Genomic DNA, 15,511 nt, shown 5'->3' with positions numbered 1-15,511 from the left:
TGTCGTCATGACGCGAATCCCTTGACGCTCGCGCCAGTCGACTTCCATTATAAAGTGGGCGGACTCGCTTTCCGCGAGCCCGCCTCATGCGAGGATGAAGTTTTACATTGCGAGTCATGCCGTCAGTGTAATGTCTCGCTGGAGCGCGGCGTCGTTAGTCGTCGTAGCGAGAATCGCCATCGTCGTCGTCATCGTCATCGTCGTAGGCGGAGTCGCCGTCGTCATAAGCGGAATCGCCGTCGTCGTCGCGATCGTCGTAGGGCGAGGCGGCATCATCGCGAGCGTCGTAGGGCGAATTGGCATCGTCGCGATCGTCATAAGGCGAGTCGCTTCCCTTGCCGTAGTCGCTCACTCCGTCGTCGCGGTCATCGTAAGGAGAGTCGCCGTAGGCAGAATCGTTGTACGCCGTCGCAGCTGCCGGAGCTGGGGCGCTCTTAGCGGGAGCGGAGGACGCCTTAGCGGAGCCACGATCATCGGCGTCGTCGTCCTTTTCGCTCGCTTGCGCTGCCTTCTTTTCGGCCTCGGCCTGTTCAGCGGCCTTCTTTGCCTCGGCTTCTTCCTGGGCCTGCTTCTCGGCCTCTTCCTGCGCCGCAAGCTGCTCTTGCTGAATCTTGGCCTCTTCCTGCTTCTGGATCTCGGCCTGGCGCATACCGTCCGCCACGGCATATCCTGTGCATACCGTCACGCACACGATCACAGCACCTGCTACCAGGGCGATTTTGGTCTTGAGGTTAGCGGTCTTCAACATGGTGGTTCATCTCCCATCTGCATCGGTCCCGGCCTTCCGGGCTCCCGTTCGAGCCTTCCTGACTACGCTGCATATAATGGAGAAGAAACCTGAGAGAAAGCTGAGAGACAAACGGCGGAAAGTCGCTATTCGCCTCTGCGCTCGAGCAACTCGCCCACGCGCGACTCACCGAAGACCTCGATGCCCGCATCGGCGAAGAGCCGCGCTGCCACGCCATTGCCCTGCACCAGCACGCCGGAGAACGTGCCGTCATAGATGCGTCCGAACCCGCAAGAGGGGCTTTTCTCTTTAAGGAGTGCGAACCGGCATCCCGCCGCCTGCGCCTCGACGAGCGCCACGGCGGCGCCCGCCTCAAACTGGGCTGTCACGTCTTCGCCCGCCTTCGACACCACGCGCCCTCCCATTATTTCGGAAGGCTGTCTTGGCGTGAGAAGCCCGCCCTGAACCTCGGGGCACACGGGAACGATGGCGCACGCCTCGCGCAGTCGCGCAAGCGTTTCCGCAGGCAACGCGTTATCGCCGCCTCGCCAGGTGCATCGCTCGCCCAAGAGGCACGCGCTCACCGCAACGGCCGGCTTAGTGACGCTATCGACTGTGCAATCTTCCATGAGCCCCCTTTCCGCACGTACGCCTTCAGCATTCAATCTGCCGATTGCACGCAAGAATACCATGCGTCAACGGCAGTCGTGATAAGCTTCGACCTGAACAATCGGAACACCTCTGAATGCCGCGAAACACAATGCGGCAGAACGCAAGCGGAAGGCAAACGCATGGAAGCCATTTTCGAGCAAATAAAAACCGTGCTTTCCCAGGAATGGGTGCGCGACATTTTCTGGGCCGCCGTCATCATCGCCGTCACCGCATTCGTATCGCACCTGGCCAAGAAGGGCCTAAAGACGTTCCTCGACTGGGACAACAATCCCTTGCCCTCCTCCAGCATCATCATCAACATCGTGCGTGCGGTCATCTGGATCGTGGGCGGATCCATCGTTTTGGACTCCTGCTTTGGCATCAATCCGAACGCGCTGGTCACAGCTTTGGGCGTTGGAGGTATCGCCATATCGCTGGGCTTCCAAGACACGCTGTCCAATCTAATCGGCGGCATCCAGATGACGTTCATGAAAATCGTGCAGCCGGGCGACAACATCGACGTGGGCGGCGACGTGGGCGTGGTGCAGGACGTCACCTGGCGTCACACCACCATCCGCACGAAGCTGGGCGAGACGGTGATTATCCCCAATTCCGTGATTTCCAAAACCGCGCTGGTGAAGCTGCCGCCCGCCACGCAGCTCAAGGTGCCGTTCGCCGTCACCAACAGCGACCGCTCGATGGACGAAATCGCCGAGGCGCTGAAGAAAACGGCTCAAATTGCCGCCGAGGAAGTATCGCCCGTTACGCAAGAGCCCGCTGTGTTTTTCTCTGAAATCACTGAGTACGGATTCCGCGGCTCCATTGTCATGCGTATCGAAGATGCGGATAAGACCGGTGCCGCCACCGACGCCGTGGTGCGTGCCATCGCACACGAGACGCGCTAGGAAGAGCGCACGCCAGGGAGATGAGCCGCCTACCAGCGCTTATTCCGCGGCTTTCGCTGCGCATGCGGGGCACAGGCCCGAGAACACCACGGAGCATTCCTCCACCTGAAAACCGTGGGCATCCAGGTGTGCGAATGCGTCCACGCCCGGCTGCACGTCAACGTCGCACACGGCGCCGCACTCGCGGCACACGGCATGGAAGTGAGCGTCTTCGCGGAAATCATAATGATCGGCGCCGCTCGGTACCTTCACGCGCACGATGTCGCCGCCCTCGGCAAGCACCGCCAGATTGCGGTACACCGTGGCACGCGAAATCGACGGGTGCTTCTCGCGCACCCGCTCATACACCTCGGCCGACGTGGGATGATTGCGCATGGAGCGCACCGCGTCCAGGACGAGGCTTCGTTGAACGGTATTTCGCTTATTAGTAACCATTACTGATAAGGGTATGGCGCGCCCGCGGTTTCGTCAAGTTCAGGCAAAACTCCCCGCACCGCCTGCACCTATTCTTCACGCAGCGTTCATCACGGCCCAGCGAAAGAACGGGACCCGCATAATTGTCGCGTATAATGCGGGTCAGCAGCAAAACGACCCACGAAAGGAGGTGTGCCATGCTGTATCAGCTGATGAACAAGGAGGTCATCGTCGCAACGTACGAAGAGCATAAAGACATCGATGAGTACTATTACGAAGAAGTAAACCGATTTGACCCTTATCTTCCCCATGGATTTATAGATATCAATGATTGGATTGACGGACGCCAAATAGCGAAGCATCGCGTGTCCATCGAAAAGCTCATGCGTGAACTGGGACTCACTACGCGCCATGACTTCATAGGCATGGCGCGCTGCCTTTCGCTCACCGACACCTTCTGGATGAAACGCGCCGACGAAGAGCTGAACTGGGAAGACGTCTCGCTCTATCGCAACCCATTCGATGACGTAATCGCGCGCATCGCTTTCGACGGCACCGGCATGTACGGCCGCGCCGCATCCCCCACCTCGCCGGAGTTCGCCACATCGGGGTCATTCGCTAAGTGCTGGATCAGAGAGAACGGCCAGATTTCGCTTCTTAAACGAGGCTCGACAGGCTACGCGAACACGGGATTCGAGCCATATTCGGAGGTCTTGGCAGCTCAGCTACTTTCTGCAGCGCACATCGATCACGTGCCCTATAGCATCGTGCGATTCCATGGGAAGCTGGCAAGCAAATGCCCCTTGTTCACATCAGAAGATATAGGCTTCGTGTCGGCTCACCGATTCTTTGACAAGCCCTTTGGTGTCCGCGCAATGCTCGATTTCTGCCAGCAGCATGATTCCGAGGAGCGCTTCCGCGAGATGATTGTCATGGATGCCGTGATGGCGAACGTGGACCGTCATGCGGGCAATTACGGGTTCCTCGTGGACAACGCGACCGGCCGCGTGCTGCACATGGCTCCGCTGTTCGACCACAACATGGCGTGCCTGCCCATGATGATGGAAATGGATGATTTCGACACCTACGTGAGTATAATCGGACCCAAGATCGGTACGGATTTCGTGGCCATTGCGCGCGAGCTGATAACGCCCGCCATCCGCACCAAGTTGCTCACGCTCAAAGATTTCGAATACGCCGACCCAGGCATGGATTACCCTGCCTGGAAGCTTGAAGCAGTCAACCGCCTGAAAAACCGCATGATCGACGCGATTCTGGCGTAAATCGGCTCGATTTTCTCTCAAATCCGGAATGCCATTCCGGATTTGAGAGACTTTTGGCTTTACCATAGCCTTATTGAGAGTTAAGGAGGCGCTATGGCAGTGACGTTTCATCAGGTGACCACGCCGGAAGAGGTCGAAGATCTGGCGAAGCTTGCCGGGCAAATCTGGCGCGAGTATTGGCCGGCGCTCATCGGCGAGGCTCAGACCGAATACATGATTGAGAACTTTCAGTCGCTCGAAGCCATCAAACGCGATATGGCCGAGCACGACTACCGCTACTGGTTCGTGGTGGATGACGAACTGACCGCCGAAGGCGCCGACGAGGCCTGCGCGCCGTGGTTCGCACGCGGCATCGCGGGATACACGGGCGGCCACACCGAGCCCGAGACGAACCGTTTCTTCATTTCCAAAATCTACCTGCTTGCCGGCGCCCGCGGACACGGCTATTGCTCCCGCACCATCGAGCACTACGACGCACTTTGCCGCGACGAGGAACTGCGCGCAATGTATCTGACTGTGAACAAGCACAACGAGCTGGGCACACGTGCTTATTTCGCCAAGGGATTTGAGGTGATTGACTCCGTTGAGACCGACATTGGCGAAGGGTTTATTATGGATGATTACATCATGGAGAAGAAGGCTTAGAACTGGTCAAAGGGGGAAGAGGAGAGGATGTTTCCTCTCCTCTTCCCCCTTTGGAACCCCGGCGCGCTCTCGCGCGCAGAAGTCAGGGACTAAACACGCCACTGGCGTGTTTACTGCCCCAGTCCGCATGGGAAACCGGCCAATCGGCGCTTCATCGCCCACCGGGGTGGGCATCGCTTTCGCTTGCCCGCAGTTCGCTGCTAGGGTTGAGCAAGAGACACCACCAAGTGCCTCATTTTCTCTCGGTCCGCGCTTCGCGCGGGCGGCCATCGCTTTCGCTCGGCCGCGAGCTTCCTAGTCTTCCAAGTCAAACAGGCTCTTCATGTCGGTTTCTTTCATGGGGGCGCCGGATGATGGGAGCTTTTCGGCGCGGAATTTTTCGACCTGCGCTGTGCCGCCGATGAATTCTTCTGCTTTGCCGACCATGGTCACTATACGGCCGTTTTTGGCGGTAAGCGCCTGCACGCCCTGGGTGTTGTTGGTCGTTTTCGTCCTCAGAAGCGACGTGTTGAAGTTGATCAGGCGATAGTCGCTCGATACGAGGGCCACGTCGCGGTCCTCTTTGAGCACGGTGGCAAACAGGAGCTTGCTGCCGCCGTAAATCGCGTTCTTCAGCTTCTTGCGGTTGGTCTTCGTGGCGTAGCCCGACAGCGCGACGCGCGCGACGCGACCGTTCTCGAACACGAACAGCACGTCGGCCTTGTAGTCCTCCGGGTCGATGACCCAAATTACGCTCTCGTCGGGCGCCATCTCCAAATCGGTGGCCAAGAACGATCCCAGCTGGGCCGACTTGGTATCCTCGAACTGCGCCACCTTGCACTTATATACCTGGCATTGGTTCGTGAACACGAGCAGCTCATGCGTGTTCGAGGACGCGAACTCGATGAACGGCTCGTCGCCATCTTTGTATTTCAGCGACGTGGCCGCACGCAGCACGCGATCGGTCAGCTTCTTCAAGTAGCCTTCGCGCGACACCATGATGGTCACGGGGTACTCTTCGACCTCGGGCTCAAGGTTCACCTCAACGACCTCGCTCGGCGAAACCAGGCCGGTCTTGCGCGGCGTGACGTACTTCTTGTTCACTGCGGCAAGCTCGTCGCGAATGACCTTCTTGATCTTTTTCTCGCTGCCCAACGTATCCTTGAGCTCGGCGATGTCGGCCTCGAGCTTGGCGATATCCTTCGTGCGGTTCAGGATGTATTCCTCGTTGATGTTGCGCAGCTTGATCTCGGCAACGAATTCGGCCTGCACCTCGTCGATGTCGAAGCCCTTCATGAGGTTGGGCACAACCTCCACCTCGAGTTTGGTGTTTCGGATGATCTCGATTGCCTTGTCGATGTCAAGCAGGATCGCCTCAAGACCGTGAAGCAGGTGCAGCCTGTCGGTCTTCTTGCCCAGGTCGAAGTTAATGCGACGGCGCGTCGAATCCACGCGCCAGTTGACCCACTCGTGCAGAATCTGGCGCACGCCCATCACGCGCGGATAGCCATCAACGAGCACATTGAAGTTACACGAGAACGAATCCTGCAGCGTGGTGCTGCGGAACAGCTTCGCCATAAGCTGCTCAGGATCGGTGCCCCTCTTCACGTCGATGGCGATGCGCAGACCGGAAAGGTCGGTCTCATCACGGATATCGGCGATTTCGGGCAGCTTTTTCTCTTTGGAAAGCTTCACGATGCGGTCGATGATGATGTCGGTCTTCGTGGTGTAGGGAATCTCATACACCTCGATGATGCGCTCGTCAGGCAGGTAGCGCCAGCGCGAGCGAATCTGGAAGCTGCCAGTGCCCGTTTCGTAGATGCGGTCCATCTCCTCGCGGCGATAGATGATCTCGCCACCCGTGGAGAAGTCGGGCGCAGGCATGTATTCATGCAGATCGCATTCGGGGTCGTCGAGGAAATGCATCGTGGCCTCGCACACCTCGTTGAGGTTGAAGCCGCAGATGTCCGACGCCATGGCCACGCCGATGCCCTTGTTCGCCGACACCAGGATATTGGGGAACGTAGTGGGCAGCAGGCGCGGCTCCTTCATGGTGCCGTCGTAGCTGTCCATGAAGTCGACCGGGTCCTTGTCGATATCCTTGAAAATCTCGGCGCAAATGGGCGAGAGTTTGGCCTCGGTGTAACGCGAGGCTGCGTAGCTCAGGTCGCCGGAATAGTATTTGCCGAAGTTGCCCTTCGATTCCACGAACGGCATGAGCAGCGCCTCGTTGCCCGTGGCCAGGCGCACCATGGTCTCGTAGATGGCGGAATCGCCGTGCGGGTTGAGCTTCATCGTCTGGCCGACGATGTTCGCGCTCTTCTGGCGCGCGCCGTTGAGCAGGCCCATCTTGTACATGGTGTAGAGCAGCTTGCGGTGCGACGGCTTGAATCCGTCGATCTCGGGGAACGCGCGCGAGACGTTGGTGCTCATCGCATACGGCATGTAGTTCGACTCGAGCGTTTCGGTGATGGGCTGCTCCACCACCTCGGAGTGCAGGCCGATCACGTTCGGGTTGTCTACGTGCTTCTTCTTCGGTTCGGTTTTCTTCTTCTTGGCCACGATTCGTCCTTGGTATGTTTGGCGGGCTTATCTTATGAACCGCACAGCGGATTCGGGGTTTCGCGCGGGGCGCGCCTCAGCTAGAGACGCGTTACTGCAGGTCGAGCTGGTCGAGGTATTCCTTGCCGTGCTCAGCGATGTGGCGCTTGCGGCCTTCGTCGTCGTTTCCCAGCAGCAGGTTGAACATCGACTCCATCTTGGCGACCTCTTCGGGCTTGACCTTGATCAGGCGGCGCGTTTCGGGATTCATGGTGGTGAGCCACATCATGTCGGGGTCGTTCTCACCCAAACCTTTGGAGCGGTTGATCGAACATTTCTGCCCGTCGATCTCCTTTAGGATGTTGTTCTTCTCAAGCTCGGTGTAGGCGAAATATGTCTTCTCTTTGCAGTTGATCTCGTACAGCGGCGATTCGGCGATGTAGACGTAGCCCTCGTTGATGAGCGTGGGCACGAGTCGATAGAGCATCGTAAGGATCAGCGTACGAATATGGTAGCCGTCCACGTCGGCGTCGGTGCAGATGATGACCTTGCTCCAGTTCAGGCTGTCCAGATCGAACGTGCCGAGGTTCTTCATGCGGCGGTCGTTGACCTCCACGCCGCAGCCGAGCACGCGCAGCAGGTCCATGATGATGTCCGACTTGAAGATACGCGCGTAATCCTCCTTCAGGCAGTTGAGGATCTTGCCGCGCACCGGCATTACGCCCTGGAACTCGGCGTCGCGCGACGTGCGAATGGCGCCCGCCGCCGAGTCGCCCTCCACGATGTAGACCTCGCGGCGGGTTTTATCCTTCGAGCGGCAGTCGATGAACTTCTGCACGCGGTTGGCCATATCGGTCTTCTGCTGCAGGTTGGTCTTGATGCTCTGGCGCGTTTTCTCAGCGTTTTCGCGCGAGCGCTTGTTGATGAGCACCTGCTCCACAATTTTGTCAGCAGCGGCCTTGTTCTCGATGAGGTAGGTGCCCAGCTGCTCCTTGAAGAATGTGGTCATCGCCTGCTGGATGAAGCGGTTGTTGATGGCCTTCTTCGTCTGGTTCTCGTAGGAGGTCTGCGTTGAGAAGCAGTTGGTCACAAGCACCAGGCAGTCCTGCACGTCCTGCCACTTGATGGCGCTCTCATTTTTGTTGTATTTGCCCTGCTGCTTGATGTACGCGTCGATGGCGCTGGTCAGAGCGCTGCGCGCGGCCTTCTCGGGCGAGCCGCCGTTTTCCAGCCACGACGAGTTGTGATAGTACTCCTGCATCTGAAAGGTGCGGGAGAAGCACAGGCACGCCGTGATCTTCACGTTGTAGTCGGGCAGGTCGTCGCGGTCGCGGCCGCGGCGGTCGGCCTGGATGAAGAAGGGCTCGGTCAGGTAATTGGCGCCCACCTTCTCCAAAACATAGTCTTCAATACCCTTGGGGTAGCAGAACTCCTCCTCGGTGAAGCCGTCGGGGCCCTCAAGGCGCAGGCGGAACGTGACGTTGGCGTTGACGACGGCCTGACGGCGCATGGTTTCGCGGTACCACTCGTGCGGGATATCGATGGAGGTGAACACCTCCAGGTCAGGGCGCCATTTGATGGTTGTGCCCGTGCGGGCCTCATCGGTGGGCTCAACCTGCAGGGCCTTCTTTTTGGCGCCGACCACCTTGCCCTTTTTGAAGTGCAGCTGGTACTTGTTGCCGTCGCGCCAAACGGTGACATCCATGTACTCGGAGGCATACTGCGTGGCGCAGGAACCCAACCCGTTGGTGCCCAGCGAGAAATCGTAGTCGCCGCCGGCGTTGTTGTTGTATTTGCCGCCCGCGTACAGCTCGCAGAACACGAGCTCCCAGTTGAAGCGCTTCTCGGTGGGGTTCCAGTCAAGCGGGCAGCCGCGGCCGTTGTCCTCCACCTGGATGGAGCCGTCGGCGAATGCGGTGAGCGTGATGAGGTTGCCATAGCCCTGACGAGCCTCGTCCACCGAGTTCGACAGGATTTCGAACACGGCGTGCGCACAGCCGTCCAAGCCGTCGGATCCGAAGATGACGGCGGGGCGCAGGCGTACTCGTTCCTCGTCTTTCAGCTGACGAATGCTGTCGTTGCCGTAATTGGCCGTGGTTTTTGCCATGCTCGCTCTTTCGATAATCGTGTTTCGTGTGGAAATCAGCGCCCTCTTAGGCGGCGCAACCCGCGCGCGGACGTCACCAGCATGCGCCATGCGACAGCGCTGTGACAGAAGACCGCGTGAACGGGTAGTGTGTTCAAGCCTGAAACTTTACCACAACACCAGGCCGACCAAAACAACACCACCACAAAAGCATCGGACATGCGTTCGTAAATTAGAACGATACCCCAGAGGCTAACGAAGCAAACTACCGCGGGCGAGCGAAGCGAAGCCCACCGCGCGAAGCGCGAACCGAGAGAGCCCGGGGCACTTGGTGGTGCCCCAGCCTCAACCGCGCTCTCGAGCCGCGGGCGAGCGAAGCGATGCCCGCTTTGTGGGCAATGAAGCCTCAATCATCCGGTGTCCCATGCGCGCTGGCACGAGGAGTAAACACGCCAGTGGCGTGTTTAGTTCCCGATCTCTGCGCGCGAGAGCGCGGCGGGTTCCAAAGGGGGAAGGGGAAGGGAATGCATCCCTTCCCCTTCCCCTTCCCCTTCCCCCTTTGCTACGCGGCCTCTCGCTCTTCTCGCTCAAGCACCTTCTGCATGGCCGCAATCGCGCATTCGATCTGGTCATCATCGGGCTCGCGCGTTGTGAGCTTCTGCATCTGCATGCCGGGCCAAAGAATAACTTTGACCAGTGGGTTCTCGGGATGGCTGCCCGCCCACTTCACCGTGATTTCGTAGCTGATACCGGCAATCACGGGCATAAGTAGAATGCGTACCACGATGACCAACGCCAGTTTAGCGAACCCATCGGGCACACCCCACGCGGCGATGAGCGCGTTGAGCGGCGTGATGGTGTACACGAAGATGGCGATGATCATCACCATGATCAGAAACGCCGTGCCGCAACGCACGTGCAGACGCGGGAAGCTGCGGGCGTTCTCGGGCGTGAGAGGCAGACCGTGCTCGTAGCAGTGGATGGTCTTGTGCTCGGCTCCGTGGTAGCCAAACATGCGTTTGATGTCCTGCATGCGGCCGATCAGCCAGATGTAGAACACGAAGATAGCCACGCGCACGATGCCGTCCACGATGTTCCACGCAAGCGTATGCGCGTCATACTCGCCCACCAGGAGGTTGGCGATGAACGCCGGCGCCACGATGAACAGCACCACGCCCAGCACCAAACCGAGCGCCATGGAAATCGCCATTTCCTTCTTGCCGAATTCAACAGTTTCTTCTTCCTCGGGTTCAGAAGCAGCAACCGGCGACTCCTCAGAAGCAGCGTTCGAAAACGACGAAATGGCGTCGACCCGATCACTTTCGTCGGCGGTTTCGCCTTCAGGCGCAGGTTCGCACACCACTTCGAGCGTGCGCTGCGCGCCCAACGCGTCGATTACCTCATCGGGATTGCCAAAGTCATCCTTCCAGGAAAACGCACGCTTTTCAGAAGTGGATTCTGGCTCACTCGCACTGTGCGTCGACATTTCGCGGGTCGTCGAAGAGTTAACGGGGGCTTCTCCAGCGTTCGGCGAATCGTCGGAACTCACCTCAGCATATGCGTGGAGCGCGGCAATCTCTAGCGCCTTATATCCCAAGACGAGGCTTTCCACGAACGCGCGGCAGCCGCGGATGACGGGCCAATACAGCCAGCCATTCTTCTTTTTGCCGCTGGCGAGGTCGTGCTCCTCGATATAGATGTTTCCGCTGGGTTCGCGTACGGCGGCAGCCCAGTTGAACTTGCCGCGCATCATCACGCCTTCGATAAGCGCCTGGCCGCCCACATGGGTCTTCAGCGCGCCGTCTTCAGCGAACGCGCGCTTGAGGTCGCTTTGCCCAGGCACTAGTCACGCACCACTTTCGGGTACGGGTTGCCGCAGGTCATCTTACCTTCGGGACAGGTGCCGCGCACGCACGACGGACCGGCATCCAGAAAGACGAACGGAGCGGTGGGGCGCACCAGTTCCAGCATCTTCCACGCCAGCTCGCGAATCTCCCACTGCGCGCGGTTGCAGCAGCGCAGCTCGAAGAAGTGCAGCAGCTCGCGCACGTTCATCGTGATAACAATCTTGGTCTCGGCCGCATTGGGCAGCAGATAACGCGCGTCCTCGGCCGGAACGCCGGCTTCGAGCAACTTCTTGTACGCCTCCACAGCAGCGTCGATGGCCTGGTCGAACAGGACGCTCGCCTCTTCGTTCTGCGCGATGCTCTCAGGCTTGACCACGTCTACGCCGTTCTTGAACTTCACATAGCGCTGCGACTGCTGGTTGAAGCTCGCCAGGCGATGGCGCACTAGCTGATGGGTCAGCGCACGCGACACGCCGTCCACGGCAAACGTGTAGCTTGCGTGCTCAAGCGTGGAGAAATGACCGCTCTTCATGATGGTGGACAGCACGCTTTTCACACGGTCCTCGGACATGGTTTCCATCAACTCGGACGCACCGACGGGCGCATAGCACAGGCGCGCCGCCGTGGCGATCGCGCGCTCGGGATCGGGAGTGTGGTACAGAAGTTCTACATGCATGGGTTCCCCCTTTTACGTTTTCGTTCACGCAATCATACCCGACGCGTTTGCCTTAACGCGCTGGCGTGGCGATCAGCAACACATATTTCAGATGCAAACCAGAATGCGAACGCAACATCATGCGCAAAAAGAGGGGGGGGGCGCTGACCCCCTCCCCCGAATCGTTCTGCGAAATGCAAAACCCCTTCGTTTGCTGCGGTTTTGCAGGAATTTACCGAATGACCGATTCTAAGAAATCGTTTCTTAACTCAGCGGCGCGCCCGATTCTACGGCACTCGGCCTGCCTACAAAAAAACCATAACAAACGAAGGGGTTGGCTCAGGCACACGTGCAAAAAGCCTATTTATCGCTCGTGATGCCCATTCCGGCGAGATACGCCTCCCATTTTTTGAAGGATTCGGCGCTGATGCCATGCTCCATCTGGCAGGCTTCGTAGTTGGCGGTCTCGGGGTCGATACCCACGACCTCGGTGAGGAAACGGAACAGCAGGTTGTGCTTATGCCAGATGGCCGAACCGTATTCGAAGCCCTTCTGGGTCAGGGTGATATCGCCGTAATAGGGCTGCTCGGCGTACCCGCGCTCCTTCAGCGTGGACATTGCTTTGGACACCGACGCCTTGGACACGTCGAGCTTGTTCGCCACGTCCACCGCGCGCACGGGATTGTTCACGCCGCCAGACAAATCGACGATGGCCTCCAGGTAGTCCTCGAGCGAATGGCTCAGGGGCTCATGGCGCGATTCAAGCATGGTTCCGGTCTGCAAATCGGTCATCTGGGTACCCTCTTTCTCCCGACCGTCGGGTATGCCGCCAGGTGGCGCGCGAACGCCCGCCCGTTGTCGCATGCGCGATAATTCAATCGTTCAACTTTACCACACCCGAATGAAAACGTCCGGCCGCAGAAACAGCCGGACGTATATCTCAGAGGGGCCTCGCGAACCGATCGGCGATATCGACAAGCGTCGAAGGTGTGTCAGTGCCTCAGCAAGGGGGTGTGCTGGTACGCCGAAGGTGATTCGGCTCCGGGCCCAATGGGTAAACAAAAGGTTCAAGCGGAAGACGCCCAAGAAACCAGCCGTCAGCGCGCAGCCGCAAGACGTCGGCGCACTTCGTCGGCAAGCGAGTCGGCGGCCGAACACGTGGGGCATTCCGAGCACGACCCCGAGCAACCGCCGCAATGCTTCTTGTAGCCGCACGTGCCCTTCTTGCGAAGCGTGCGGATAGACAAGCACACGAGGGCGACCACGATGGCAAGAACCACGGCCGTAGCGAAATTCATGGTAAGCATGGAACCTCCTTGGTTCGGGCGCGCACGCCTTGGGCGTACGCGGCATTTTGTTCAAGCAGAGCCGCGGCGCAGGCGGCGGCCCTGGTTGAGCATAATGCCGAGGGCGAAAGTGGGGCCCGCCCGATGGACGGGCCCGAATCATCAGGGGTTACGCCGCCTCGACAGCGCCGGCAGGAACGGAAGATTCCTTCTCGCCGTACTTGGGCATGGGGCGGAACAGCTGGAACAGGATGGCGGCCAGCACCACGAGTGCAAACGCGGTTCCGATGCCGAACCCGCCACCAGCAAGCAGCGTGCCGAACTGGTAGATCATGAGCGCGACCGCATAGGCGAACACGGTCATGTAGCCGATGGCGAACCAGGTCCACTTGGCCGAGGCCATCTGGCGACGAATGGTGCCGATGGCAGCAAAGCACGGAGCGCACAGCAGGTTGAAGGCGCAGAAGGCCATGATCGCCGGCGCGCTTCCGCCCATCATGGCGGCGAAGGCGGTCCAGGTGGTGGGGTCGGTCTCGCTGGCATCCAGGCTGGTGAGGATGCCCACGGTGGCGACGACGTTCTCCTTGGCCACCAGGCCGGTGATGGAGGTCACGGTCGCCTGCCAGTCGCCGAAGCCCAGCGGCGCGAAGATGGGGGCGATGATGGAGCCCAGGCCAGCCATCAGGCTGTACTGGATGTAATCGGGCATCTCGGTATCAAGTAGGCCGAAGGAGCCCTCGTAGAACCCGAAGTTCATCAGGAACCAGATCACGATCGTGGACAGGAAGATGATCGTACCGGCTTTGATGATGTAGCTGCGCACGCGCTCCCACGTGGCCATGAGCACCGAACGCACGGTGGGCACGTGGTACTGCGGCAGCTCCATGATGAACGGCGTGGCCTCGCCCGCGAACATCTTGGTCTTGCGCAGCATGATGCCGGAGATGATGATGGCGGCGACGCCCATGAAGTAGAACATCGGGCCCACGTACCACACGTCATCGGACACCTGACCGGCCAGCGCGCCGAACACCAACGCGATGATGGGCAGCTTGGCACCACAGGGAATCATCGTGGTGGTCATGATGGTCATGCGGCGGTCGCGTTCGTTCTCGATGGTCTTGGTGGCCATGACCGCGGGCACGCCGCAGCCGGACGCGATGAGCATGGGGATGAAGCTTTTGCCCGAAAGGCCGAACTTGCGGAAGATGCGGTCCATGATAAAGGCGACGCGTGCCATATAGCCGCAGCCCTCCAGGAACGACAGCATCAGGAACAGCAGAATCATCTGCGGGATGAAGCCGATGACGGCGCCCACGCCGGCGACGATGCCGTCGACGATCAGGCTTTGCAGCCATGCAGCCACACCGGCGGATTCGAGCGCGCCGGAGATGATGGGCGTCAGGCCCGGAATCCACAAGCCATAGGAGCCATCGGACGGGTCGGGCTCTTCCTCGGCAAGCTGCGCAAGGAGTGCCTCGTCGCCCGCCTCTTCAGCCGCGGCCACCTGGTCTTCCCAGTCGGCGACGGCGGTGTCGTAGGCCTCGGTGCCGGTATAGAGCCAGCCGTCGCCCGAGATGCCGTCGTTCGCCCAGTCGGTGACCACGCCGCCGCCCAGCGTGACGGCGATGTAGTACACGAAGAACATGACGACCACGAAGATGGGCAGGCCGAGCCAGCGATTGGTGACCACGCGGTCGATCTTCTGGGTGGTGGTCAGGTGCTTGCCGGAGCGCTTGACGGTTTCGTCGACCACGTGGGCGATGGCGTCGTAGCGTTCGGCGGTCACGATGCTTTCGGCGTCGTCGTCGAACTGCTGCTCCAGGCCGCTGCGCAGGTTGGCGACCTTGTCCAGCACGGCCGCGGAAGGCTTGATGGAGTCGATCGTGCGCTGCTCGCCTTCCAGAAGCTTGATGGCGTACCAGCGCGTCAGGTGCGCAGGCACGTTTTCGACGAGCTTCTCCACCTGGCCGATTACGTCTTCCACCGCGGCATCGAAGCGAATCTTAGGATCGGCGGCGGTCTTTGCGGTGGCAACCTTCACGGCTTCCTGCATCAACTCATCGATGCCGGTGTTCTTGAGGGCGCTGATCTCCACCACGGGGCAACCCAGCTGATCGGACAGCTTGGCGACGTTGATCCTGTCGCCATTCTTCTTCACCAGATCGGCCATGTTGAGGGCCACCACCACGGGCAGACCCAGGTTGACAATCTGCGTGGTGAGATACAGGTTGCGCTCGAGGTTGGTGGCGTCCACCAGGTTGATGACGGCATCGGGGCGGTCGTCGATCAGGTAGTCGCGGCTGACGATTTCCTCGGGCGAATAGGGCGAAAGCGAATAGATACCCGGCAAGTCCGTGAGGGTCACGCTCTTGTCGCGTACATATTTACCTTCTTTTTTCTCGACGGTCACGCCGGGCCAGTTGCCCACGTACTGCGATGCGCCGGTGAGACTGTTGAACAACGTGGTCTTGCCGCAGTTCGGATTGCCG

At 59.7% G+C, this 15,511-nt stretch carries 13 protein-coding genes; 3 read left to right on the top strand and 10 right to left on the bottom strand.

The genetic code is table 11. The features are described 5' to 3' along the window. Positions 1-154: 154 nt before the first annotated feature. On the bottom strand, positions 155-748 hold the full coding sequence (locus tag Q0J60_RS07725; RefSeq protein WP_294440261.1) for a hypothetical protein: 594 nt from the start codon (positions 746-748) through the stop codon (positions 155-157). Positions 749-873: 125 nt separating this feature from the next. Beyond that, positions 874-1,356: a DUF523 domain-containing protein gene (locus tag Q0J60_RS07720; protein WP_294440259.1), complete on the bottom strand. Its 483-nt coding sequence runs from the start codon at positions 1,354-1,356 to the stop codon at positions 874-876. A 162-nt stretch (positions 1,357-1,518) separates the two neighbouring features. On the opposite strand from Q0J60_RS07720, the gene Q0J60_RS07715 reads away from it, so the two are divergent. Beyond that, positions 1,519-2,283 carry a mechanosensitive ion channel family protein gene (locus Q0J60_RS07715; protein WP_294440255.1) on the top strand — a complete coding sequence of 255 codons (765 nt, stop codon included), beginning with the start codon at positions 1,519-1,521 and terminating at the stop codon, positions 2,281-2,283. Positions 2,284-2,322: 39 nt separating this feature from the next. On the opposite strand, the gene Q0J60_RS07710 is transcribed toward Q0J60_RS07715, so the two are convergent. Further along, positions 2,323-2,718 carry a Fur family transcriptional regulator gene (locus Q0J60_RS07710; protein WP_294440252.1) on the bottom strand — a complete coding sequence of 132 codons (396 nt, stop codon included), beginning with the start codon at positions 2,716-2,718 and terminating at the stop codon, positions 2,323-2,325. A gap of 176 nt (positions 2,719-2,894) precedes the next feature. Between Q0J60_RS07710 and Q0J60_RS07705 the strand changes: the two genes are divergently transcribed. After that, the gene (locus Q0J60_RS07705; RefSeq protein ID WP_294440250.1) at positions 2,895-3,980 is read left to right on the top strand and encodes a hypothetical protein; all 1,086 of its coding nucleotides are present in this window, start codon (positions 2,895-2,897) and stop codon (positions 3,978-3,980) included. Positions 3,981-4,073: 93 nt separating this feature from the next. Beyond that, the gene (locus tag Q0J60_RS07700) at positions 4,074-4,625 is read left to right on the top strand and encodes an N-acetyltransferase (RefSeq protein WP_294440249.1); all 552 of its coding nucleotides are present in this window, start codon (positions 4,074-4,076) and stop codon (positions 4,623-4,625) included. Positions 4,626-4,919: 294 nt separating this feature from the next. On the opposite strand, the gene Q0J60_RS07695 is transcribed toward Q0J60_RS07700, so the two are convergent. From Q0J60_RS07695 to Q0J60_RS07665, 7 genes are all read right to left on the bottom strand, one after another. Beyond that, entirely contained in the window at positions 4,920-7,166 is a 2,247-nt protein-coding gene (locus Q0J60_RS07695) for a DNA gyrase subunit A (RefSeq protein ID WP_294440247.1), read from the bottom strand. 91 nt (positions 7,167-7,257) lie between these two features. Next, positions 7,258-9,252, bottom strand: a complete 1,995-nt coding sequence (locus Q0J60_RS07690; RefSeq protein WP_294440244.1) for a type IIA DNA topoisomerase subunit B — start codon at positions 9,250-9,252, stop codon at positions 7,258-7,260. Positions 9,253-9,793: 541 nt separating this feature from the next. Further along, positions 9,794-11,074 (bottom strand): DUF1385 domain-containing protein, encoded by a 1,281-nt coding sequence (locus Q0J60_RS07685; protein WP_294440241.1) that lies wholly within the window; start codon positions 11,072-11,074, stop codon positions 9,794-9,796. Continuing rightward, positions 11,074-11,754, bottom strand: a complete 681-nt coding sequence (gene thyX / locus Q0J60_RS07680; protein ID WP_294440238.1) for an FAD-dependent thymidylate synthase — start codon at positions 11,752-11,754, stop codon at positions 11,074-11,076. The genes Q0J60_RS07685 and thyX overlap by 1 nt, the downstream gene beginning before the upstream one ends. A gap of 339 nt (positions 11,755-12,093) precedes the next feature. Next, positions 12,094-12,525 (bottom strand): metal-dependent transcriptional regulator, encoded by a 432-nt coding sequence (locus Q0J60_RS07675; protein ID WP_294440236.1) that lies wholly within the window; start codon positions 12,523-12,525, stop codon positions 12,094-12,096. A gap of 305 nt (positions 12,526-12,830) precedes the next feature. Further along, entirely contained in the window at positions 12,831-13,040 is a 210-nt protein-coding gene (locus Q0J60_RS07670) for a FeoB-associated Cys-rich membrane protein (RefSeq protein ID WP_294440235.1), read from the bottom strand. 148 nt (positions 13,041-13,188) lie between these two features. Then, positions 13,189-15,511 (bottom strand): ferrous iron transporter B (locus Q0J60_RS07665; protein ID WP_294440232.1); only part of this gene is annotated, 2,323 nt, incomplete at its 5' end.

The sequence above is a fragment of the uncultured Slackia sp. genome, assembly GCF_944321625.1.
Taxonomy (GTDB): Bacteria; Actinomycetota; Coriobacteriia; order Coriobacteriales; family Eggerthellaceae; genus Slackia.
This window is presented reverse-complemented; position numbering and strand designations above follow the sequence as displayed.